17 protein-coding genes and 1 tRNA gene are annotated in these 23,012 nt (G+C 69.6%); 9 read left to right on the top strand and 9 right to left on the bottom strand.

Going from position 1 to position 23,012, the window contains the following annotated elements; genetic code table 11:
* Nucleotides 1-33: 33 nt before the first annotated feature.
* Nucleotides 34-393, bottom strand: coding sequence for a hypothetical protein (locus ACWDLG_RS35630; RefSeq protein ID WP_449928584.1), 360 nt, complete (start codon nucleotides 391-393; stop codon nucleotides 34-36).
* A gap of 3 nt (nucleotides 394-396) precedes the next feature.
* Nucleotides 397-1,428, bottom strand: coding sequence for a serine/threonine-protein kinase (locus tag ACWDLG_RS35625; protein ID WP_449928582.1), 1,032 nt, complete (start codon nucleotides 1,426-1,428; stop codon nucleotides 397-399).
* A 295-nt stretch (nucleotides 1,429-1,723) separates the two neighbouring features.
* Between ACWDLG_RS35625 and ACWDLG_RS35620 the strand changes: the two genes are divergently transcribed.
* Nucleotides 1,724-2,599 carry a TIGR03619 family F420-dependent LLM class oxidoreductase gene (locus ACWDLG_RS35620; protein WP_449928580.1) on the top strand — a complete coding sequence of 292 codons (876 nt, stop codon included), beginning with the start codon at nucleotides 1,724-1,726 and terminating at the stop codon, nucleotides 2,597-2,599.
* On the opposite strand, the gene ACWDLG_RS35615 is transcribed toward ACWDLG_RS35620, so the two are convergent.
* From ACWDLG_RS35615 to fdh, 7 genes are all read right to left on the bottom strand, one after another.
* On the bottom strand, nucleotides 2,565-2,957 hold the full coding sequence (locus tag ACWDLG_RS35615; protein ID WP_449928712.1) for an alpha/beta fold hydrolase: 393 nt from the start codon (nucleotides 2,955-2,957) through the stop codon (nucleotides 2,565-2,567). The two genes, ACWDLG_RS35620 and ACWDLG_RS35615, sit on opposite strands and share 35 nt — an antisense overlap.
* Before the next feature lie 63 nt (nucleotides 2,958-3,020).
* Nucleotides 3,021-4,835 (bottom strand): SelB domain-containing protein, encoded by a 1,815-nt coding sequence (locus ACWDLG_RS35610; protein WP_449928578.1) that lies wholly within the window; start codon nucleotides 4,833-4,835, stop codon nucleotides 3,021-3,023.
* Nucleotides 4,835-6,124 (bottom strand): L-seryl-tRNA(Sec) selenium transferase, encoded by a 1,290-nt coding sequence (gene selA, locus ACWDLG_RS35605; protein WP_449928576.1) that lies wholly within the window; start codon nucleotides 6,122-6,124, stop codon nucleotides 4,835-4,837. Before selA ends, ACWDLG_RS35610 begins: the two co-directional genes overlap by 1 nt.
* Nucleotides 6,125-6,139: 15 nt before the next feature.
* Nucleotides 6,140-6,232: transfer RNA gene (locus ACWDLG_RS35600), tRNA-Sec, on the bottom strand.
* Between the two features lie 34 nt (nucleotides 6,233-6,266).
* Nucleotides 6,267-7,184, bottom strand: a complete 918-nt coding sequence (gene nrfD, locus ACWDLG_RS35595; RefSeq protein ID WP_449928574.1) for an NrfD/PsrC family molybdoenzyme membrane anchor subunit — start codon at nucleotides 7,182-7,184, stop codon at nucleotides 6,267-6,269.
* The gene (locus tag ACWDLG_RS35590) at nucleotides 7,181-8,017 is read right to left on the bottom strand and encodes a 4Fe-4S dicluster domain-containing protein (RefSeq protein ID WP_449928572.1); all 837 of its coding nucleotides are present in this window, start codon (nucleotides 8,015-8,017) and stop codon (nucleotides 7,181-7,183) included. The genes nrfD and ACWDLG_RS35590 overlap by 4 nt, the downstream gene beginning before the upstream one ends.
* A complete protein-coding gene (gene fdh / locus ACWDLG_RS35585) occupies nucleotides 8,010-11,189 on the bottom strand; it encodes a formate dehydrogenase (RefSeq protein ID WP_449928570.1) in 3,180 nt (1,059 codons plus the stop codon). The genes ACWDLG_RS35590 and fdh overlap by 8 nt, the downstream gene beginning before the upstream one ends.
* Nucleotides 11,190-11,467: 278 nt before the next feature.
* Between fdh and ACWDLG_RS35580 the strand changes: the two genes are divergently transcribed.
* The 8 genes from ACWDLG_RS35580 (at nucleotide 11,468) to ACWDLG_RS35545 (ending at nucleotide 22,599) form a co-directional block, all read left to right on the top strand.
* A complete protein-coding gene (locus ACWDLG_RS35580; protein WP_449928568.1) occupies nucleotides 11,468-11,872 on the top strand; it encodes a hypothetical protein in 405 nt (134 codons plus the stop codon).
* 575 nt (nucleotides 11,873-12,447) lie between these two features.
* A complete protein-coding gene (locus tag ACWDLG_RS35575) occupies nucleotides 12,448-13,662 on the top strand; it encodes an FAD-dependent monooxygenase (protein ID WP_449928566.1) in 1,215 nt (404 codons plus the stop codon).
* Nucleotides 13,663-13,712: 50 nt separating this feature from the next.
* Entirely contained in the window at nucleotides 13,713-14,432 is a 720-nt protein-coding gene (locus ACWDLG_RS35570; RefSeq protein WP_449928564.1) for a TetR/AcrR family transcriptional regulator, read from the top strand.
* A gap of 360 nt (nucleotides 14,433-14,792) precedes the next feature.
* Complete coding sequence (locus ACWDLG_RS35565) at nucleotides 14,793-16,172, top strand: FAD-dependent monooxygenase (RefSeq protein ID WP_449928562.1); 1,380 nt, start codon at nucleotides 14,793-14,795, stop codon at nucleotides 16,170-16,172.
* A gap of 385 nt (nucleotides 16,173-16,557) precedes the next feature.
* A complete protein-coding gene (locus tag ACWDLG_RS35560) occupies nucleotides 16,558-17,775 on the top strand; it encodes an exonuclease domain-containing protein (RefSeq protein ID WP_449928560.1) in 1,218 nt (405 codons plus the stop codon).
* Between the two features lie 63 nt (nucleotides 17,776-17,838).
* On the top strand, nucleotides 17,839-18,423 hold the full coding sequence (locus ACWDLG_RS35555; protein WP_449928558.1) for a hypothetical protein: 585 nt from the start codon (nucleotides 17,839-17,841) through the stop codon (nucleotides 18,421-18,423).
* Entirely contained in the window at nucleotides 18,405-20,453 is a 2,049-nt protein-coding gene (locus ACWDLG_RS35550; protein ID WP_449928556.1) for a DEAD/DEAH box helicase family protein, read from the top strand. Before ACWDLG_RS35555 ends, ACWDLG_RS35550 begins: the two co-directional genes overlap by 19 nt.
* Nucleotides 20,446-22,599: a hypothetical protein gene (locus ACWDLG_RS35545; RefSeq protein ID WP_449928554.1), complete on the top strand. Its 2,154-nt coding sequence runs from the start codon at nucleotides 20,446-20,448 to the stop codon at nucleotides 22,597-22,599. The genes ACWDLG_RS35550 and ACWDLG_RS35545 overlap by 8 nt, the downstream gene beginning before the upstream one ends.
* Nucleotides 22,600-23,012: the final 413 nt, after the last annotated feature.

Below are 23,012 nucleotides of genomic sequence, written 5' to 3'. Positions count from 1 at the left end.
ATCGTGCTGATCGGGCGGTCGCCCGGGGCCGCCTCAGCCCCGGAACCCCCCGGTCCCGCCATCGGTGGGGTGCGGAGAAGAGACGTGGTCGACTCCGCGTCGGCGTCGCGCCTGCCGCAGGTCCTGCACCGCCACGACCAGGGCGAAGGCGACGAGCCCGTTGACGTAGGCGAGGACACCGAGCATCACCCCGCTGAGCTCGAGCCGACCCCATTGCGTGATCAACAACACCGCCAGCCCGGTGATCAGGATCGGTTGCAACGGCAGGACGGTGACAGCCATCAGGAGGCGATGCTCGGAGAGGAAGCGTCTCCTCTTGACGATGAAGAGCCAGGCCGAACCGGCGAGTCCGGCCAGCGCGAACAGGGCGATGATGAGACCTTCGACGTCCACGTGTCAGCTCCGTTTCGCCGCGAACCGCAGCGCCAGCGTGATCAGGCTCCCGATGACGATCCATGCGATCATGCCGGGCCAGAACGGAATCCCGTCGTCCACCCACGGGAAGGGGATCGGCGACAGGCCGCCGTCCGGGTCCGCGCCGTAGCCGTAATGGACGGCGAAGCCGATCACGGGAGTGGCCAGCATCACGACGAGCTGGGCGACGAAGGCCAAGCCGAACGGCCGATCAGCGGAGGGCGGCGCCGGAAGGGCGAGCGTCGGCTCGTGATGGCCCAGGATGCGCTGCAGCAGTTGGCCGGCGCTCGGGCGCTCCCGCGGGTCTTTGGCCAGGCACGCCGAGAGCAGGCCCTTCAGCTCGTCCGGAACGCCGTCCAGATCGGGTTGCCGGTTGAGGATGCGGTTGAACACCGCGGGAATGCTGTCCTGGCCGAAGGCCGGTCGGCCGGTGGCCGCGAACACCATCGTGACGGCCCAGGAGAACACGTCGGAGCTCGGCTCGACGTCCTTTCCCGCGAGCTGTTCGGGAGACATGTACGGAGGGGTGCCGACGATCGCGCTCGAGAGCATGGTCGTGCCCTCGAGCGCCCGGGCGATACCGAAGTCGATGACCCGGGGGCCGTCCAGCGCCAGCAGCACGTTGCTCGGCTTGAAGTCACGATGCACGATGCCGGACTCGTGGATGGCCTGCAGCGCAGCCGCGGTGGCCAGCATCAGGCGGCGCATCCCGCCCGCGTCGCGAGGCCCCTCCCGGCTGATCAGCTGCTGCAAGGACTCACCGGAGATGTACTCGCTGACGATGTACGGCTGATCTCCCTCGATGTCGACGTCCACGACGCGTGCCGTACCGAACGGTCCCACCCTGCGCGCCGTGTTCACCTCCCGGACGAACCGGCGGCGGCTTTCGGCGTCCTGGACGAGGCGGGCGTGCAGTACCTTGACCGCCACCTGACCGCCGTCGGGAGCGACGCCCAGGTAGACCGCTCCCTGCCCGCCTTCACCCAGCAGACCCACGAGCCGGTACGACGCCACGTGAAGGGGATCGGACGGCCTTAACGGGCGCGGGTTGGTGATCACCAGACTCTTATATCAATGTCCTGGTCCACGAGGTCCCGAATCCGGAAGCCCTCACCAGCCGACCCCGCACGCCACGACGACAACGCCGTCGGCCCGGCTTCCAGGCGCCACCGTCGAGCGGCTGGAGAGCGGGTGTTCGGCGAGCTGGTCGTCGAGCGCCGGCGAGCCCGGGTCCGGCTTGCCAGCCGGCGGGTGTGGGGCCTCACGGGTTTTGCCTTGACGCTGGTGTCAACGTTCTAGCGTGGCCGCCATGAAGTTCGGGATCAGTTACAGCACGCCGTATCACGGGGTCGACCCAGACAAGCTCGCCGCCTACGCCCGGCACGCCGAGGAATGCGGCTTCGAGTCCCTGTACGTTCCGGAGCACATCGTGCTGTACCCCGGGGCGACCATCGGATCCTTCGCCATGCCGCCGTCGCTGCCGTACGGTGACCCGCTCGACTGCCTGGGCTTCGCCGCCGCGCACACCAGCCGGATCCTGCTCGGCACGGGCGTGCTGCTGCTGCCGTACCACCACCCGGTGACCCTCGCCAAACGCCTGGCCACCATCGACGTGCTGTCGAAGGGGCGGATGCGGCTGCTGACCGTGGGGCTGGGGGCGCTGCCCGGCGAGGCCCAGGCGGTGGGCGTCGACTACGCCACCCGCGGCCGCCGGGCCGACGAGGCGATCGACGTGCTGCGGCTGCTCTGGGAGGGCGGCGAGGAAGGCGTCAGCTTCGCCGGGGAGTTCTTCGCCTTCGAGAACCTGAGCAGCTTCCCGAAGCCTTACGGGGTCACGCACCTGCCCATCCACGTCGGCGGGTCGAGCCGGGCGGCCGCCCGCCGCGCCGGGCTGCGCGGCGACGGGTTCTTCCCCGGCGGCGCGCTCCACCCCGACGAGCGGGCCGTTCAGCTGGACCTCGCCAGGAAGACCGCCGTAGAGGCGGGACGCGATCCGGCGGCGCTGGAGTACACCCGGTCCGCGTCGATGGACATCTCCGAAGAGCAGGTCGCGGCCCTCGCCGAACAGGGCGTGACCCGTATCGTCGTCAGCTCCGGCGCCACCGAACCGGACGAGCAGCGCGATCAGATGTCCGCCTTCGCCGAGCGCCTCATGGGCGGGGCAGCGGCCGGCTCCGCTTCTTGAGGCCGGCGGCGAGTCTCGTGGAACATCGCCTCGAAGAGCTTGGCCGTCGCCCACGGACCGACAGGCACTGGGCGACGGTGCGCTCGATCATGGCGGGCGACACCTCGTCGAGGTGGGTCGCGAACCAGACCTGCGCCTGCCGGGCGAACCACTGGGGCCGGTCGGCCCGGAAGGCTTGGAGAGTGGCCTGCAGAGCCGCCTCCGGCGCACCTTCGGGGTTGTCGTCGGTCAGCTTGAGGTAGGGCAGGACGGCGGAGATGAAGGCGGCACCGGCGATGCGGTCCTCCCCGTGCCGGGCCACGTAGCGGGCGACCTCGGCGCCGCCCGCCGAGTGCCCGACCAGGATGACGTCGTCCAGGTCGAGGCCGCCGCTCCCCGCGCGGCGTCTCGGCCCGCGCGTCCCACGGTGTCGTTCATGGGGTCAACGGCAGCGGCGGTGGACATCGTCCACCCGTTCGGTGACCCCGCTCCGATCGAGGTGTTCCAGCAGCGGCACCGCGACCCTTCGGGTGGTGTCGAGGGCGCGCCGGGCCTGGCTGACCGTGAAGGGCTGCGGCAGCCGTCTCAGCAGCTCCGCCGCCCTGGCGTCCGCGCCGGGCAGCAGCACGACGCCTTCGGCCACGCGTAGCAGGCGTCCCGCCCGTACGGCCGCCGCCAGCTCCCGGAGCCCGAGCCCCAGCTGGGTCAGGCGCCGGGCCTCCAGCGCCTGGAAGGGATGCGCGGACAGCTCGGCCGTCAGCCGCTCGACCGCCCTGGCAACCTGTGTGGGCAGCCCGGGAGGCCGGGTGAGGATCCGGCCCTCGCCGAGTGTGAGCGGCGGCCGTACCAGCGCGGCGACCAGCCGCCGGTCGGGCAGGGCGAGCTCGTGCCGGGCCGCTTCGAGCGGCATGCCGGGATCGAGCGGGTGCTCGGCCGCGTACCGCCGGGCCACCCCGGTCAGCCGCCCGGCCAGCTCCTCCCAATGATCGGGGTCGGCGTACCAGTCGCCGCAGACCGGCTGCCCGCCGGGCGTCCGGACCATGGCGGTCAGGTCGGCGGCGCGCAGCAGCCGGTGGGTGCGCAGGGCGGAGGCCGCGTCCGGCGTGGCCGACTCGAGCCGTGCGGCGTGCGCCCGCGCCGCGCCCCGGCGGCCGAGCGCCGGCGGGCGCACGTCGAGCACGCTCGCCGCGGCCAGCACCCGCACCTCGGTCCGGTCGCGGCCGGGGTCGCGCAGCAGCAGCACATCTGCGAGGTGGAGCGGGAGCGGGCCGGCCAGGCGCAGCCGCGCGACACGGCCACCGAGCGGCCGTACCTCGCACGCCACCGCCGCCGACCCGATGTGCGCGATCAGCCGCCTGGGCAGGCGCCGCCCCTCGTCGCCGCCGCCCGGACCGCGGCCGGGATCCCGGAGCGCTCCGACCGGTGAGATCCGGACGTCCACCAGGTCCGTGAACGTCCATCGGCCGGGGGTGACCAGGGCCAGGCCTCGCTCGGGAAGTCCGCGGCCCCGCAGGTTCACCGCCACCCTGGCGACGCCCGTCACCGCGGCCAGTGGCTCCTTGAGGGACTCCAGCGCCCGCACCCGTACCGCTTCGCCACCGAGCGCCAGGTCGTCGCCCACCGAGATCGTGCCCTCGGGCAGGGTCCCGGTCACGACCGTGCCGCTGCCGGTCACGGTGAACACCCTGTCGATCCACAGCCGGACCGGCGCCCGCGGATCGGGCGAGGGAAGCCGGGCGACCAGCCGGTCCAGCGCCTCCCGCAGCTCGCCGAGTCCCTGACCGGTGCGCCCGCTCACCCCCACCGCCTCGACGCCGCCCGACCCGCCCGCGTCCGGGCCCGCGCCCCCCAGCCCCGCGGCGGCCAGGCGGGTCCGCGCCTGCTCGATGGCCTGGCCCGGGTCGGCGAGGTCGGCGCGGGTCACCGCGAGCAGGCAGTGCCGTACGCCGAGGGCCTCCAGCGCCACCAGGTGCTCCTCGGACTGCGGCATCCAGCCCTCGTCGGCGGCCACCACGAACAGGACGGCCGGCACGGGACCGACCCCGGCCAGCATCGTGCCGAGAAACCGCTCGTGGCCGGGAACGTCCACGAAGGCGAGGCGCCGCCCCGAGGGCAGGGCCGTCCAGGCGTAGCCCAGCTCGATCGTCAGCCCCCGCCGCCGCTCCTCCTCCAGCCGGTCGGGCTCCATCCCGGTGAGCGCCCGCACCAGCGTGGACTTGCCGTGATCGACGTGACCGGCGGTGGCGACGACGTGCATCAGCCGCTCACCTCGAGGATCGCGCGGGCCACGTCGCCGTCCCTGTCGCGGGGAACGGTGCGCAGGTCGAGCAGCAGCCGCCCGCCCTGGACGCGGCCGACGACCGGCGGATCGCCGGTGCGCAGCGGAGCGGCGAGCCGTTCGGGCAGGCTCACCGCGGCGCTCGGCAGCGTGACCCCGGGCGCTCCCCCACCTCCCACGGCGGCCTCGCTCGGTACGGCTCGCGCGTCGACCCCGGCGCCCGCCAGCGTGCCGGCGAGCGCCTCGGCCCGGTCGGCGAGCGCCGCCGGATCGGCGTGCAGCGCCTGGCGGACCGGGACGGCGGGACCCCGGAGCGTGGCCTCCAGCGCCGCCAGCGTCAGCTTGCCGACTCGCAGCGCGCGGGCGAGGGGATGCCGCCTGCATCGTTCGACCAGGTCGTGGCGGCCGAGAAGGAGTCCCGCCTGCGGCCCGCCGAGCAGCTTGTCGCCGCTGGCGGTCACGAGATCCGCCCCGGACTCGAGCATGGTGGTCGCGTCAGGCTCGGCGGGCAGCAGCGGCTCGCGGGTGAGGAGGCCGGAGCCGATGTCGGCCACGACGGGCACACCCAGCCCGGTGAGCTCCGGCACCTCGGCGCAGCCGGTGAAACCCTCGATCCGGAAGTTCGACGGGTGCACCTTGAGCACGCATCCGGTCTGCGGTCCCACGGCCGCCGCGTAGTCGCCGAAGGAGGTGCGGTTGGTCGTGCCGACCTCGCGCAGCCGCGCCCCCGTGGAGACCAGCAGGTCGGGGATGCGGAACCCGTCGCCGATCTCCACCAGCTCGCCGCGGCTGATCACGATCTCCCGGCCCGCGGCGAGCGCGGTGGCCACCAGGACGAGCGCCGCGGCGTTGTTGTTGACGACGTGCACGTCCTCGGCGGCCGGCACGGCGCGCGCGAGCGCGTCCAGCGCGCCGCGCCCGCGGCGGGCCCGGACGCCGGTCTCCAGGTCGAACTCCACGTCGGCGGCTCCGGCGGCGGCCGCCATCGCCTCGACCGCGGCGGGCGACAGCGGTGCCCGGCCGAGGTTGGTGTGGATCAGCACGCCGGTCGCGTTGATCACCGCGCGCAGGCTCGCGGCCTGTGGGGGGAGCGCCGCCACGGCCTCGTCCGCGACCTCCTCGGCGGTGATCTCGCCGAGCCGCGCCCGCTGCTGGGCCCGCGCCACCGCGTCCTTGACGACCGACCGGCCCAGCCGCCCGCCCGCCGCGACCAGGCGCGGGTCGGCGAGCACGGCGTCGGTGCGTGGCACCTGCCTTCGTGGGTCCACCCTTCGAAAATAGAGCGGAGGCGGACGGGAATCGAACCCGCCAGGCCGATGACCTCGGCCTCGTCGGTTTTGAAGACCGCGGGGGCCACCAGGCGCCCACACGCCTCCAAGGGAGAACCTACGCGCAGGCGGGTAAGGCCGATCAGGCGGGCCGCTCTCCGTCGAGGCGCTGCCGCTGCGGTACGACCGTGTACCGCGGATCGGCGGCCGAGGCCCTGCCCGCCGCCAGGATGCCGAAGCGGGTGCACAGGGCGCCGGCCGTGAGGGCCAGGCCGGACAGGGCGGTGAGCGTACGGCTGCGCCCCGCGACCGCGGCGAACAGCCCGCCACCGGCCGTCAGCGCGCGGGCGGCGCGCATCAGGCGGCCCGCCCTCCCCAGCCGGTACGGCTCGCCGACCGGCCCCAGCCTGCGTTCCATCACCGCGCCGGAGACGGTCTCCATGGCGGCCCCGAGCACCGCCACCACGCGGGCGGGACCGGCCTCGGCGCGGGGCGTCGCCAGCATGCCCACCGCCCCGGCGCTGGCCAGCGCGCTCCCGGCGAACAGGAACGGCAGCTCCCTGTAGGCGTCGTGCCAGGCCGGCACGGCGGTGTCGGCGACCAGGACGGCGGTGTAGGTGGCGGTCAGCGGACCGGTCACGCCCGTGGCGAGGACCGCCGCGTCGCCCACCACGGGCAGGATCCCGGCCAGCTCGGTGGCGGCGGCGACCGCCGACAGCCCTCCCTGGGCGGCAAGGATCCAGGAGCCCACGCTCATCGGCGAGGTCGGCTTGAACACCCGCAGCATGTTGAGGAAGCGTTCGGGCCTGCCCAGCTCGGCGGCGAGGAGGCCGGCGCCGGCGGCCGCCCCGAGTGCCGCCGCGATCCGGGCCGCGCGCGCGAGCCGGTGGTGCCCGGCGAACCCGGCCACCACGGCGATCATCGACGAACCCCCCGACATGCCGCCCAGGTAGAGATAGGTTGGCATGTGAGGTTCGTGCCATATCGGCGCCTTGATCACCGGCCGCCCGTAGTACGAGCGGAACTCGGCCTCCGGCACCATCGACCGCTCCCGCGTCACCGCCGCCCTCCGTCACGGAATCCCGCGAAGCCTCCCGAGAAGCCGCCCGAGAAGGCGACCGCCACCACACCTGCCACGGACAGCGCCGCGGCCCCCGCCCAGCGCCACATGGACGGCAGGTCGCGGGTGGTCACCACCGGGTCAGGGGGCAGGCCGTACACCTCCGGTTCGTCCAGCAGCAGGAAGAACGCCCCCGCGCCGCCCACGCCGTCGTCCGGGCTCTCGCCGTACAGCCTGGCCTCGGGGCGCCCTTCGGCGTGCAGGCTCTCCAGCCGGTCCGCGGCCCGTTCCCGGAGCTCGTCGAGCGGGCCGAACTGGATCGAGTCGGTCGGGCACGCCTTGGCGCACGCCGGTTCGAGGCCCCCGCGCTGCCGGTCGTAGCACATCGTGCACTTCCAGGCCCGCCCGTCGTCCTCCCTGCGGTCGATCACGCCGAACGGGCAGGCCGGCACGCAGTAGCCGCAGCCGTTGCAGATGTCCTCCTGGATCACCACCGTGCCGAACTCGGTCCGGAACAGCGCGCCGGTCGGGCAGACGTCCAGGCAGGCGGCGTGGGTGCAGTGCTTGCACACGTCGGACGACATCAGCCAGCGGTCCACCCCGCCGTCGCCGTCCCCGTCCCCGCCCCCGTTCGTCCGCACGGGGCGCGTCTGCTCGATGAAGGCGACGTGGCGCCAGGTGCTCGCCCCGAGCTGCCCGGTGTTGTCGTAGGAGGTCGCCTCGAACACGAACCCGTCGTCGGGCAGCTGGTTCCACTCCTTGCAGGCCACCTCGCAGGCCTTGCAGCCGATGCAGACGCTGGTGTCGGTGAAGAAGCCCATCCGCTCAGTCATGCCGGTACTCCTCCAGCAGGTCGAGCATCGCCCGGCCCCTCGGCCGCCTGCCGGGACGCACGTCGCAGGTCATGGCCTTGCTCTCCTGGATGTAGACGTTCGGGTCGAGCACCAGCGGCAGCAGGTCGTTGGTGACGTCGCCGGTCACCAGGCCGCCACCGCCCCACCCCCAGTGGTAGGGCAGGCCGATCTGATGCACCGTCTCGCCCTGGATCCGCAGCGGCCGGACCCGGCCGGTGACCAGCACCCTGGCCTCGATCACGGTACGGCTCGTCACGATCGTGGCCCAGTCGCCGTTGGCCAGCCCGAGCTCGGCGGCGAGCAGGGGGGACACCTCGCAGAACAGCTCAGGCTGCAGCTCGGCGAGGTAGGCCAGCGGCCGGCTCATGGCGCCGGCCGTGTGGTGCTCGGTGAGCCGGTAGGTGGTCAGCACGTACGGGAAGCGCGGCGACCGCGGCGGGTTGTAGGGGCTTACCGCGCGCGGGTAGGTCCGTCGCGCGGGGTTGGCCTGCTGGCCGTACAACGGGTTGCGGACCGGCGACTCGTGCGGCTCGTAGTGGGCGGGCAGCGGCCCGTCGGCCAGGCCCGCCGGCACGTACAGCCAGCCCTTCCCGTCGGACTGCATGATGAACGGGTCGGTCCCGGACAGCGCGGCCTCGGCCCTGGCGCCCTCGGGCGGCACGTAGTCCGGCGGCTTGTTCCTTTCGAAGTCGGGCACGTCGTGCCCGGTCCATTCACCGCGCTCCGCGTCCCACCAGACGTAGGCCTTCCGCTCGCTCCACGGACGGCCCTCGGGGTCGGCGGAAGCCCGGTTGTACAGAATCCGCCGGTTGGCCGGCCAGGCCCAGCCCCATTCGGGCGCCACGGGCGTCTGCTCCCTCCCGGGCCGGCGCCGGGCGGCCTGGTTGACCTCGCCGGCGTAGACGCCGCAGTAGATCCAGCAGCCGCACGTGGTGGACCCGTCGGGCCTGAGCTGGGTGGGCGACGACAGCGCCCGGCCGTCCGGGCCGACACCGTTGATCTCGCGAAGCACGGCCGCCGCCGACGGCTCGCGGTGCTCGCCGTGCTCGGGGTAGTCCCACGTCAGCTCGCGCAGCGGCCGGTCGATCTCGTCCCCTGTCAGCCGCTCCCTGAGAATCCTGCCGAGGTGGTAGTAGAACCACAGGTCGCTACGGCAGTCGCCGGGCGGGTCGAGCGCCTTCTCCCGCCACTGCAGGAGCCGCTGGGTGTTGGTGAAGGTGCCCTCCTTCTCCACGTGGCTCGCGGCGGGCAGGAAGAACACCTCGGTGGCGATGTCCTCGGTGCGCATCTCCCCGGTCTCGAGCTCCGGCCCGTCCTGCCAGAACGTGGCCGTCTCCACCAGCGTCAGGTCGCGCACCACCAGCCAGCCGAGGTTGGCCAGGCCGAGGCGCTGGGCCCGGCCGCCGGACGAGCCGACCGCGGGGTTCTCCCCCACCACGAAGTAGCCCTTCACCGTCCCGTCGATCTGGCCCATCACCGTGGTGTAGTGGCCGTGGTCGCCGGTCAGGCGCGGCAGGTGGTCGAAGCAGAAGTCGTTCTCCTCGGTGGCCGCCTCTCCCCACCAGGCCTTGAGCAGGCTCACCAGGTAGGAACGCCGGTTGCCCCAGAAGCCGGTGTCTCCTCCCTCGCGAGCCAGGTAGTCGTCCAGGCCCGTGTGCCGGTGGGCGTGGGGCATGGCCAGGTAGCCCGGCAGGATGTTGAACAGCGTCGGGATGTCGGTCGAGCCCTGGATGCTCGCGTGCCCGCGCAGCGCCAGGATGCCGCCGCCGGGGCGGCCGATGTTGCCCAGGAGCAGCTGGAGGATCGCGGCGGTGCGGATGTACTGCGCGCCCACCGTGTGCTGGGTCCAGCCGACGGAGTACACCCACGCGGTGGTGCGCTCCCGGCCGGAGTTGGCGGTGACCGCGTCGGCGAGCTCGGCGAAGTCCTCCGGCGAGATGCCGCAGAGCTGCTCCACCAGCTGCGGGGTGTAGCGGGCGAAGTGCCGTCTGAGGATCTGGTAGACGCAGCGCGGGTGGCGCAGCGTCGGGTCCGTCGGCGGGCTGGGGTGCGCGGCGGCCCCGCTGGAGCCGTACCGGTCCGCCCCTGCCGCCGCGGCGTGGTGCAGGCCGCCCTCCAGGGTCTCCCCCGGCGCGTGCTCGGCCGGGCCCTCGTACGACCAGCTCTTCGGGTCGTACGAGCACGTCTCAGGATCGAAGCCGGAGAACAGCCCGTCGAGATCCTCGGTGTCCTGGAAGTCCTCGGACACGAGGTTCGCGGCGTTGGTGTAGGCCAGCACGTACTCGCGGAAGTCCAGTTCGTTGCCGAGGACATGGTTGACCAGGGCGCCGAGCAGCACGATGTCGCTGCCCGCGCGGATCGGCAGGTGCCGGTCGGCCAGCGCGCTGGTCCGGGTGAAGCGCGGGTCCACGTGGAAGACCTTCGCTCCGCGCGCCCTGGCCTCCACCACCCACTGGAAGCCCACCGGATGGCATTCGGCCATGTTGGAACCCTGGATGACGATGCAGTCCGCACGAGCCAGATCCTGCTGGAAGGTCGTCGCGCCGCCACGCCCGAAGCTGGTCCCCAGACCGGGGACGGTGGAGGAGTGTCAAATACGCGCCTGGTTCTCCACCTGGATCGCGCCGAGGGCGGTGTAGAGCTTCTTCATCAAGTAGTTCTCTTCGTTGTCGAGCGTCGCCCCGCCCAGACCGGCGATGCCCAGCGTGCGGCGCACGACCTTGCCCTCATGGGTCTGCTGCCAGGTGTCCCGCCGCGTCGTCAGCACCCGCTCGGCGATCATCTCCATCGCGGTGTCGAGGTCGAGCCGCTCCCACCGCGTGCCGTACGGCCTGCGGTACAGCACGTGCGTCTGACGGCCCGGATGGGTGACGAGTTGCTTGCTGGCCGAGCCCTTGGGGCACAGCCTGCCGCGCGAGATCGGGGAGTCGGGGTCGCCCTCGATCTGGCTGACCCGGCCGTCCTTGACGTAGACGAGCTGGCCGCAGCCGACCGCGCAGTAGGGGCAGACCGAGCGGGCGACCGTGTCCGCCTCCTCGGTGCGCGGCCTCAGCGCGTCGGTGCGCGCCGAGCGCGCGGCGTCGCTCCTGCCGTCCTCTCCCCGAAGCTGCCGCAGCACCGGCCATCGGGAGAACCATCCCCCACCTGCCATAATGCAAGTTTTGCCCCGGTCTGCCGCGCCTAACCTCCTCTGTCTGGCCCGCGCGCGCCCAAGTCCCGGTGCGGACCGCCGCCGGGACGTTCGCGGTCCGCTGCGCCGTGGCCACGGCCGGATCTTGTTGAAAAGGAAAGAATTGGTCTCGCCGAAATGGTGAATGCTGTACGACCCTCAGAGACTTTCGTGGGGTTGGCGCTCCGTATGCGTGGAGAGGTGATGGAGGCCTGCGCCATGGCCGACATCGGTGGTACGGCGATGAAGGGATGGCGATCATGTTCGCTGTTCATCGTTCCAGAGGCACGTACTGTCTGGCGGCAGTACTGGCCTCCACCGCGCTGACACTGACGGCCGGCGGCACGGCCGCCGTGGCAGCGCCCCACGTCACGGCGAGCGCCGCTGACACTTCTGTCGTCAAGGTGAGGGAAGGAAACTACTTCATCGCGCTCTCGAGGTGGCGCTTCAGGCCCGGAAGCGTCACCTTCAGGATCAAGAACGTGGGCTCGCACCCACACGGCCTGTCGATCAGGGGACCCGGCGTCAGCCGCACCTCCATGATCGTCCCACCTGGAGGACGGACAGCGCTCACGGTCACCCTGAAGCATGGCCGGTACCTGCTGTGGTGCCCGGTGGACCAGCACCGCCAGCGGGGCATGTGGACGTGGATCGGGGTGGGATAGCACCCCCATAACGCCCATCACGTGACCGGCTCGCGCAGCTCGCGCGAAGCCGGGGGGTGAGCTGCGCGCCTGTCCCCGCCACTCTGGTCCCCTCGGCGTCCAGGGAGAACCGGCAGCCCGCTGCGGGCCGGCCCGGCCCCAGCCCGCAGCGCCTGCACACGCCCCGGATCCGTCGCCCGGCTCGGACCCGGGGCGCTGATCGCGGGTTGCGCTGGCGCTGCCGCTGTTTCCGCTTGTGCTGGCGCTGCCGCTGTTTCCGCTTGTGCGGGTACTGCCGCTGTTTCCGCTTGTGCGGGTACTGCCGCTGTTTCCGCGGAGGACGGCCGCTCCCCCGCCGGCCGCCTGCGCCCGCGACCGACCATCCGGCCGGCTTCGGCACGCCTTTACACCCGAGGGGAGTCTTGGCCCCGCGCAGAACAGCCCGCCGGAGGCCGATGGCGACGACCCTCTGACACTCCTGTCTTCCCGGTGCGGGAGGTTCGCCCGTGTGGCCTCCACCACAAACTGACCAAACGAACTGAATTGGTCAGTTCGTTCAGTAGCGTCATGGACGACACGACAGGAAGGAAGTCGTCATGACGGGCACAGTCAGACATGGCCGGGCTCTGGTGGTCGGTCTCGGGATAGCGGGCATCGCCACCGCGCTGCGGCTGCGGGAAGTGGGTTGGGAGCCGGTACTGGTGGAGCGGGCGCCCGCGCGCCGTTCGAGCGGGTACTTCATCATGCTGTTCGGCACCGGTATCGCCTCCGCCCGCCGGTTGGGCGTGCTGGAGGCGATCGGTGACCGCAGGAGCCCGCAACTCACCACCTACGAGGTGAACCGGGCCGGGCGCCGTAGCCCCGGCATGAGCCCGGCCGACCTGCCTGGCAAACCCCGGCTGGTGGTGCGCGGCGACATCGAGCAGGCGCTGTTCTCCGCGCTGCCGGACGATGTGGAGATCCGCTACTCCACCGTGCCGACCCGCATCACGCAGGACGATTCCGCCGCGACGGTCACCCTGCACGACACCGCCTCCGGCGCCGTCGTCACCGAACGTTTCGACCTGGTGGTGGGTGCCGACGGGATGCGTTCCACCGTGCGTGAGCTGGTCTTCGGCTCCCAGAACCATTTGCATCCGCTGAACTACATGATCGGTGCGACCGTCCTGAAGGAGTCCATAGAGGGCTTCACCCAGGACGAGGGCCTCGTCCTGGCCGAGCCGGGACGCTCTGCGTGGATCTTCTCCTTCCGCGACCACATGCCGGGCCTGCTGTTCTCCTACCGCACCGATGACACGGACGCCGAGTTCGCGCGCCCGCCGATCGAGTCCATCAGGGCCGCGTTCGGCCCGCAGCCCCCCGGCCCGCTGCTGGAGCGGTTGTTCACGGGGTTCGAGCAGGCCCCGGACTTCCTGTTCGACTCGGTGCACCAGGTCAGGATGCCGCGCTGGCACAAGGGCCGGGTCGTCTTGATCGGTGACGCCGCATGGTGCGTTACCCTGTACGCGGGCATGGGCGCCTCCAGCGGCATCGCCGGCGGCGAACTCCTGGGCACCATGCTGCAGCGCCACCCCGGCGACCTGTCCGGCGCGCTGCGCGCGTGGGAGGACCGGATGCGGCCGTTCATCCACACCGAGCAGAAGAGCGCGCTGGTCATGCGCCGGCTGCTCACCCCGCATGACCGCAAGGAGCAGATCATGCGCAGCGTGATGGTCCGCCTCATGCACGCGCCGGTCATCGGCCCGGCCATAGGCAAGATGGTGAACGGCCCCGACATGAACAACAAACAGCTGGACATCGCCGCCGCCTGACCCGATTCCAGCCTGACCGAACCCGAGCACGGGAGAAGAGGACCGCCCCGGTGAGCCAGCTGATCGAGCGCCACTCGCGTAAAGCCGCCCGCATCCTGGACAGCGCACGCGAGCTGGTGCTCGACCATGGCGTGCGCAAGGTCACCGTCAGCGAGATCGCCCGGGTGGCAGGGGTCGGCAAGGGCACCGTCTACCTGTACTGGCCCGCCAAGGAAGACCTCATCCTCGGGCTGTTCGCACGCGACGTGCTGACCTTCCTGGACGAGATCATCGCCCGCATCACCGCCGACCCCGCCGTCGTGCTGCCGCGCCGCTTCGCCCCGCTGCTGATCCGCACCGGGTTGAAACTCCCGCTGGCGCGCCGCCTGCACAGCGGCGACACCGAGCTGCTGCGGCTGCTCACCCAGCAGACCGGCGACCGCGAGCTGTTCGCCCGCACCACACCCAGCGCCATGTGCGAGATGGGAATGCCGATCGTGCACCGGCACGGACTGGTCCGCCACGACCGTCCCCTGCCGGAGCAGACGTACGCCGTACACGCCCTGCTCACCGGGTTCGGCACCGCGATGTCCGACCCGGCCTCCGCGGTGCCCGGCGTCGACGATCCCGACAAGGTTCTCGCCGACACCGTCGCCCGGCTGCTCGAGCCCGACACCGCACCCGGTGAGCAGGCCATCGCCGCGGCCGCCGCGGAGACCGTCGCCGTCCTCCGCGAGATGAGGGACGCGGTGCTGGATCTCATCGACCGCAGTCAGACCCTCCAGCAGTGAGCAGATCCTGGCCAGAGACGGCCACCGCGGCACGACCCTGCCGGTGGAAGCGTCCATGTGTACACGCCCCGTACGGTCGTTCCGGACCACCTCCGACGGCCCGATGCCGCGGGTGTTCCGGACCCCCACCCGGCGGCGGCGCGTGGGCATCCGGTCCGATGCGGCAGCCGCGGCGGCCTGGCTGACGAAGGCCACCGACAGGTCGGCGGCCGTGGCCCTTTCGTTCCTGCCAAGATCCTTCCGGTCCCGCCGGGCTGACCGCAGCTCCCGCAGGCCTCGAAGAGCGCGCGAGCAGGCTGTACGGCGGTCCCGGCAGGGCGGTGACAGGGATATGGCAGCGAGGCCTGGCACGGTCGGGCCATGACTGAGAAGACGAACGTGCTCATCGTCGGTAGCGGGCCCACGGGGCTCACGCTGGCGGCAGAACTGGCCAGGCGCGGGTTCGGCCACCGCATCGTGGAACGGGCGCCGGAGCCCTCCCTGGGTTCGAAGGGCAAGGGATTGCAGCCCCGCACGCAGGAGATCTTCGACGACCTCGGAGTGATCGACCGCGTGCTGGCGTCCGCGACGGTTTATCCGCCGTTGCAGGTGAGGATCGGCAGGGTGGCGGTGTATCAGGGGCGCATGCACAAGCCCGTCGCGGCGACGGACGCCGTGCCGTACCCGATGGTGGTGATGCATCCACAGTGGCGCACGGAGGAGGCCCTGCGTGAACGGCTGGCGGAGCTGGGCGGGAAGGTGGAGTACGGCGCGGAGTTGACCGGCTTCGAGCAGGACGCGCAAGGTGTGACGGCCAGGCTGGGCACGGGGGTGACGCTGCGGGCCGACTACCTGGTCGCGGCCGATGGCGGCAGGAGCTTTGTGCGCAAGGCACTCGGTGTCGGTTTCGTCGGCGAGACCCGCGAGGAGGAGCGCATGGCGCTTGGCGGCGTACATGTCGAGGGACTCGACCGAGACCATATCCACATCTGGGTCCGGCCGGGCAAGGGCATGGTGGCGCTGTATCCGATGGCCGGCACCGACACCTTCCAGGTGCTCGCGCCGCTCAAGCCGGGCATGACGCCGGATCTGACGCTGTCCGGCTTTCAGCGGGTCTTCGCTGAGCGGTCGATGCTGCGGAGGGTGCGCATCACCGAGTTGCTGTGGTCCTCCCTCTACCGGGTCAACATCCCGCTGGCCGACAGGTACCGGGACGGTCGTGTCTTCCTGGCCGGAGACGCCGCCCACGTGCACTCGCCCGCAGGCGGGCAGGGCCTCAACACCGGTGTGCAGGACGCCTACAACCTGGGCTGGAAACTCGCGCGCGTACTCGCCGGAGCGCCGCGGTCGCTGCTGGACACCTATGAGGAGGAACGCCGTCCGATCGCAGCGCGCGTGCTGGGCCTCAGCACCGACCTGCACGACAAGAAGACCTACAAGCGCGGTGAGGAGACCTACCAGTTGCAGGTCGGCTACCGGGGCGCTTCGCTGGCCCGCAACGGCGGAGACCGGGTGCCCGACGGGCCGCTGCGCCTGGCCGACGGCAGCCGGGCGCGCATGTTCGACCTGCTGCGGGGCACGCACTGCACGCTGCTCTCGCCGGAACCCGCGCCCAGGGTGCCGGACGGCCCGCAGGTGCGGGCGTACGCCACCGCAGAGCCGTACGGCGACGTGCGTCACACCCTCATCCGGCCGGACGGATACGTCGGGATCGCCACCGACTCATCCAACGAGCTCGCCGGCTACCTGGCCATGGTCTGAGCGGGTGGCGTCAGCCAGGAGGCGCCCACCCTGCCGGGCCATACCGAACTCGGCTCGACCCCCGGCCCTTCCATGCCGAGCGCCCATCAGAGCACAGACCTCCGATTAGGCCGACACCACCGTGCGGCAGGAGATGGCCCCCTACGACTTGGCGTGACGCGCTTGGGGATTTTCCCGGCAGGCGTAGAAGTAGCTACATGTCATGAAATATGCCGACTTGCGGCTGTTTGAGCAGCTCGCCATCGACTTCAACAGAGGTGACACAAATCGCATAAAGGGCATCTCGTTACTCGAACATCACAGTTCAATCACGTTCCACAGGTAGAGCAGGCGATTCCTTCTTGGCGCGCGACTTTTCCAAGTGACGACGTGCGAGGAGGAGAGCATGAGCGCCAGCCCAATCGGCTACGCGGCGATCGATGTGGAGACCACGGGGCTACGGCCGTCATGGCATGACCGGATCATCGAGATCGGCATCGTCCACACCGACCCCACCGGGCGAGTGACGGCCGAATGGAACACACTGGTCAACCCGGAACGTGACCTCGGCCCGCAGCACATCCATGGCATCAGCGCCTCCGACATTCGTCACGCCCCAACCTTCAAGGACATCGCAGGCACTGTGGTCGCGTTGCTGCGGCACCGAGTACCGGTGGCCCACAATCTCCAGTTCGACGCCGGATTCCTGCAGTACGAATTCGCCCGCATCGGCACACCGATTCCAGCCTTGCTGGACTTGGGCGTGTGCACCATGAGCGAGGCACGGCGGTTCCTGCCCCACGCACCGCGAAACCTGGCAGGCTGCTGCGCAGTAGCTGACATTCCCCTCGACGGCCACCATGACGCTTTGATCGACGCGCGCGCCGCCTCAAGTCTGCTTCATCACTACCTGACCCTGTCCGGCCCCGCTTACCCCTGGCCGGCAGCGCTTCACAGCACGAGCACGACTGTCCAGTGGCCGGTGCTCGACGAGATCCGGACAGCCTGCGTGCGCAGAGGCGTCTCGGCCAAACGCCACAGCCACTTCCTTGCCCGCATCCTCGACCGCGTCCCTCAGACGGCACAGCCCGTCGCGGCCGAGCCGTACCTTGCTCTCCTGGACCAGGTGCTCCTCGACCACCACATCTCCGCCGCAGAAGCCGACGCCCTAGTGGAGCTGGCCACGTCACTCGGTCTAAGCCGAGCGGAACTCGAAGTCCTGCACCAGGACTACCTGGCTGAGATCGCACGAGCGGCCCTGGCCGACGGGATCGTCACCAACGCCGAACGGCGCGAACTCGAGATTGTCACCGCTCTGCTCGGACTGCCCGACGCTGCCGTCGAAGAGGCGCTGAAAGTGGACACCGTCCCCGTCGCCCCGGTGAGGCGGTTCGTACTGCATCCAGGTGACCAGGTCGTGTTCACCGGCGAGATGGACGACGACCGGGAGGTGTGGGAGGGCCGTGCCCGCCAGGCAGGCTACCTCCCGCACCCCAACGTGACCAAGAAGGTCAGGCTCGTCATCGCGGCCGACCCCGATTCCCTGTCCGGTAAGGCTCGCAAGGCACGCGCGTACGGCATCCCCATCGTCACGCCTCATGCCTTCGCCCGCATGCTCGGCTGATCCAGATTCCCGACCTTCTGAATGCGAGAGGAGTATCTCCTGGTGCGTGCGTGGTATTCCCGAATGGCCGAGGTCGAGGGCGTCGGATTCGATGGAAGTCCCGGCGTGGACAGAAACCGCCTGCCTGAGACCCAGATCAGGCCTATCAAGACGGACTATGGCGCCATCTACTGGCCCACTCCCAGCGGGCACACGTCCGCTTCGCCGGCATCTTCCAGATCGTCCGCCGACATGCGCGGCATGGACATCCCGTCGCTGGTTCGATGGGTGTGGGAAGGACTGGAGATCCCGGGCACGGTCTCTGATTACCATTTCCTGCTGCAAGGCGCGATCGGCCGGCTGTGGTCGGCTCGTGCTTCCGATCCTAGTGGCCTGCGGTTCCTCGAAATCTTCGCCGACCTGGATCTCCGCCTGATCGAGGCCGCTCCTCGGCCATTCCTGATGGATGAGAATGACGCGTCGAAGGGCTACGTCCGCTTTTCAGGCGTGGCGACGTGGGTCTCGCTCCTGCGGACCGAAGGCGCGCTACGAGAAGCGCTGGCGATCAACAGGCGGCTACAGCGTTTCGACGACGGCTACCGACTGGAGGATCTTGAAGCCAAGGTCGCTGCCCTCGATGAGGAGGCCCGGTGCACGGGACCCGCCTGATCGACACTCTGACCGGTGATTCCTTTTTGGAAACCTCGTTTCTCAAGTGGGTCCTGAGCGCCGCCGCCATGCCGGGCATCGCCACGCATGTACGCCCCCAGCATCCGGTCTCGGTTGACGACCGTTCCTACCATCTCGACTACTTCATCACGGGCGTAAAATCGCAGGTAGTTGTCGAGCTCGACGGTTACGAGTTCCACAGTTCCAGGTCTGCCTTTGTGCACGACCGGATTCGACAGAACGACCTCGTGGGCCTGAAATACGAGGTTCTGCGATTCTCCTATGCCGCCATCCGTGAGCACACCGCCCGCTGCGTGGCGCAGTTGCAGAAGGTGCTACGGCGCGATCCTCTATTGGCTACGTATCTGATTCCCGAGCCTATCGTCCCGGTACCGGACGACATGGATCCCAACCCGCTGGGGTTCATCACTCCCCCACCGCCCCGGCGGACGGCGGCTATGGACGACTACTTCGACCGGGCCCGCCAGCACTTGAATCTCAGCCCCTTGCGCGGATGCCAGAAGGAGGCACTCGTCGCGCTGGCGAACTACTACCGGCGCGGTGATATCAACGCGGCATGCGTGATGTCCGTCGGTGCCGGCAAGACAGCATTGGGTGTGGCCGCCACGCTGGCCTTCACCCGACGCAGGGCCTTGATCGTCACTCCGGGACGCGTGATCCGGGGAACGTTCGCCAGGGCCCTGGATCCGGCGGTGGCGGGGAACGTGCTCTACACGCTGCGGGGTGGGCCGTTGCTTTCCGGCATGAGTGCTCCGGCCACCGAGGTACTCGACAGCGACCTCGGCACGATCCAGTCCGTCAGCCGGGAGCGGCTGCTGGACGCCGACGTGATCGTCACCAATTTCCATTCCCTCGGAAGTCCTGGCAGCGGCCTGCTCGCCAAGTTGGAGCCGGATGATATCGACTTCATCGTGATCGACGAGGCTCACATCGCCGCTGCGGAGTCGTACCGTCGTCTGTTCACGCGTTTCCCACGCGCCCGTCGCTTGCTGATGTCAGCCTGCTTCAGCCGCGCCGACGGCAGGACCATCACTGCGGACGTTGTGTACCGCTACCGGCTCATCGACTCGATCGCCGACGGTCACGCCAAGCACCTACGTGCCCACAGGTTCACCCCCGACGTCGAGGAGACTGAGTACGAGATCCTCTGGCCCAGCGGCGAGCGCGAACCGATCGTCGGTAAGGCGGCCCTGCTGGAGATCATGAATGACGAGCGGAAGGTGGCCAGGATTACCGCCACCTCCGAGGAACCGATCCGTCGCGTCATGCGGATCGTCCGCGACTGCCTGGCCCAGCAGACGCAGGCGCTGTCTCCCGTGCGACCGCGAGCCTTGTTCGCCGCGCTCGGCCAGAGTCATGCCGAGCAGATCACCCGCATCGCCAACGCACACGGCATCGCCTGCGGCACGCTGCATCATTCGATGACCAGTTCGGAGGTCGCCGCCACTCGCAAGCGCTTCGAGTCCGAATCCGGAAACCTGCAAGCCATCGTGCAGCTGAAGATGCTTGGCCAAGGGTACGACCTGCCAGCGATCACCGTGGTGGTGCCGATGCGCCCCTACGGCAGCTTCGGCGAGTTCTATCAGCTGGTTGGACGTGGCATCCGCACGGTGCACCATCCGACGTTGACCGAACGGGCTCAGCCGCAGCATCTGGATCTGGTCTACCACGGAGAGCTGGGCCTGGACGATCATCTTGAAACCCTACGCAAGGAAAACGACATGGATCCGCGGCCTGCGGAGCCGGATGACTTCGGCGACGCACCCGTGCCTGATCGTGGCGCACCCCCTATCGGTTATCCGGTGCCTGCCGGCATGCACGTGACCGTCGTGGCGGAGCAAGGCGACAATCGCCAGCAGTTTCTCCACACCATCGACCAGGTGGAGGCCAGACGTCAGGAGCGTGAACTGAACACCCTGGCCCAGGGCTACGCCGCCTACGTGGCCACCACCCCGAGCCCGAGGACATTCGAGGAGTTCGTCGCAGTGATCAGGAGCGCCCATGGGTGAAACCGCTCTCGCCTCCAGGCTGGCATCCGCAGAGACCGAGGAGTTTCTCCGCATCGAATGCGAGGCAGGGCACGACGCGACCTTCACACAACTCGATGTCCTGACAGCGAACCTGATGCTCATGGCCCTGTCGGGTCGCCCACTGGTGTCCATCACGCCGGGTGGCCCTGGACGCAGCAGTAGCGACACCGTGTCCATGACCTTCCTCACTCCGCAGGACCGCACCTTTGTAGACGACACGTTCTCCTTGGAGACGCAGCAGCGAAAGGGAGCCTGGTTCCTGCCAGAGGAGGCACGACTGAAGACCGGCAACCTCAACCTTCCCGCCTACGCCCGTCACTACCCCGGACAATCCTTCGCCCTCGCCCAGAGCGGCTCGATTCGTACCCACCTCAGCTCGACGGCCGACGCACTCCTGGTCTGGTCTCTGCTTATCCCGCTCTTCGACACCCTGATGGCACCCGTCGTGCTCCGCGCCGTGGGATCGGAGCAATCTGCTGACGATCAACGCGCGGCATGGGCGACGGTTCTGGAGTCCTACTCCAGCCTGGGCATAGCACGCACGCCTGAAGTGGAGGTGTTCACCTACGGTGGTGGGTGGGCACGCCTGGATCGGGCCGGCCACGCTCACGCCCGTGTCCTGTTGCTGGACGCCCTGGCCCGGCATGACCTGCTCTCGGTCGCCGCACGCTTCCGCGCGACGCGTCTGCGTGCGCTCTTTGGCGCAATCGTCGCGAAGACGCGCGTGACTACGCCGCTTGCCCGTCGCGTCCTCAATCAGGCCTTGAAGCCAACACTGAGCGCGTACTTCGCCGGCGACTGGCTGGCCTGTCTCGATTACCTCGGCATGCCGCCGAACCCAGGCGAGGAGCTGGTCAGCGCCTTGCCGGCCACCAAGCTCTACGTCGGAGGGGCGTCCAACGCTGGCGCGACAGCGGCCGAGCACGGAGTTGGGGTCGGCGAGGTCGAGGCGATGCTCGCCGCCTTCCTAAATCAGACCACAGCGGTCTCACCCGTCGAACAGCGCGTCGACGTGTTGCGCCGGTGGTGGCTGGAATTCGACTCAGTGCATGCCCGGCAGGAGTCCGGAATGAAGCCCCTCTGGGGCCTGGTAGAGGATGTCGGATATTCGGTCGGGTACGGCCAGCAGCCCGGCTACAGGCTGTACCGAACGCTCCTCCCCTCCGACCTCGTGGAGGAGATCGACCTCCTTTGGGACGGCACGACACTCCCCCGCTGGCCCGAGGCTGTCGTCAGTGAGCCCTATCCTCACCGACTGATGGCCGACACCTTCGGCCCTGCTGTGTCGTTCTGGCACGGAGTAGCCCTCACCACGTGGTACGTCTGCGAAGGACCGACATCACGCACCACCCTGTCAGGCTTGCGCGCCTACCATGAGCGCCACCTCGCAGAACTCGCCGACATCGGCACCCCGATCCACCCCAGCCTCTTCGACGAACTGGAACAAGCAGAAAGCCGCCTCGGCCCGATAGAGGAACTTCCTACTTACGAGCACTGGTTCCAGCGTGGCGAGGGCGTCGCGCTTCGGATGACCGGTGGAGGCACACGCCGCGATGGCTTCAGCATGTTGCGCGATATCCTCACTCGTCACCGGCGCGGATGGACCAACCGCTATCTCGACGACTACCTGCGTCACCGCTGGCACACCGAACTCACCACCGTGGCCCGCGAACTCAACAAGACGATCGCCGCTTCCGGCAAACCCCCGACGTTCAAGCGATTCGCCCGTTTCGCCGCCAAAGCAGCGAACCACTGGTTCAACGGCGACCTGTCCGGCCTCTACACCGCCATCGGCGAGAAGGCACCGTCCACCCCTCCCCGCGTCGATCTCCTTCCGATCGCCGCACACGACTTCGTCGACGCCCTATACACGGAGCTCGGCGGGCAGCCCTACGAGGAGCTCCTGCGGGTAACGGATTTCCCTCTGGCCGACGTGTACCGGCAGAAGTCCCGGCTGGCGAGTGCTGGAGTCACGTATCTGCAGATGTCCGAAGCACTGGGACGTACGCCAGATCCCAAGGAGTTCGGGGTCAGCCGGTATGAGTGGTCGTGGGCGGGCGGGCCTGACCAAGGATGGCCGATCTATCAGACAGCCATCGAAACAATCCTGCGTCGGCACCAATAGTCGACATGGCCAATCGCTTGTGTCCCTCGGGACTCGATGGGGCGCGGCGCCTCGTTTCCGCCCCATGGTGGATCAAGCCGTAGTGCTCGAACTTGCGGGAAGAACACGCCGAACCGGTCGTCGCAGAAGACGACTGGGGGGCGCCTGTTTTGCGGTTAATGCCCAGGTCTCGACACGCGGCCGAGTTGCTCATTCCCTGTATCAGGAGGCGAAGGTATTGATCACGTTTGTCCGCGAGCGGAGCGGGTCCACTCTTCTTAGAGGTCCGACGCGCCTTGTCAAGGCAGCACCCCACAGAGTGGGGTGTTGCGCTCAGCTCTAGAATCCAAGCACATAGATGGGGCCACTTCTCGCGCTTGCAATCAGAAGGCAGCAAGACGACCGAATTCTATTCGGTTCAGAGCTATCCGCGA

It is taken from the genome of Nonomuraea sp. NPDC003727, from assembly GCF_053586935.1.
This window is presented reverse-complemented; position numbering and strand designations above follow the sequence as displayed.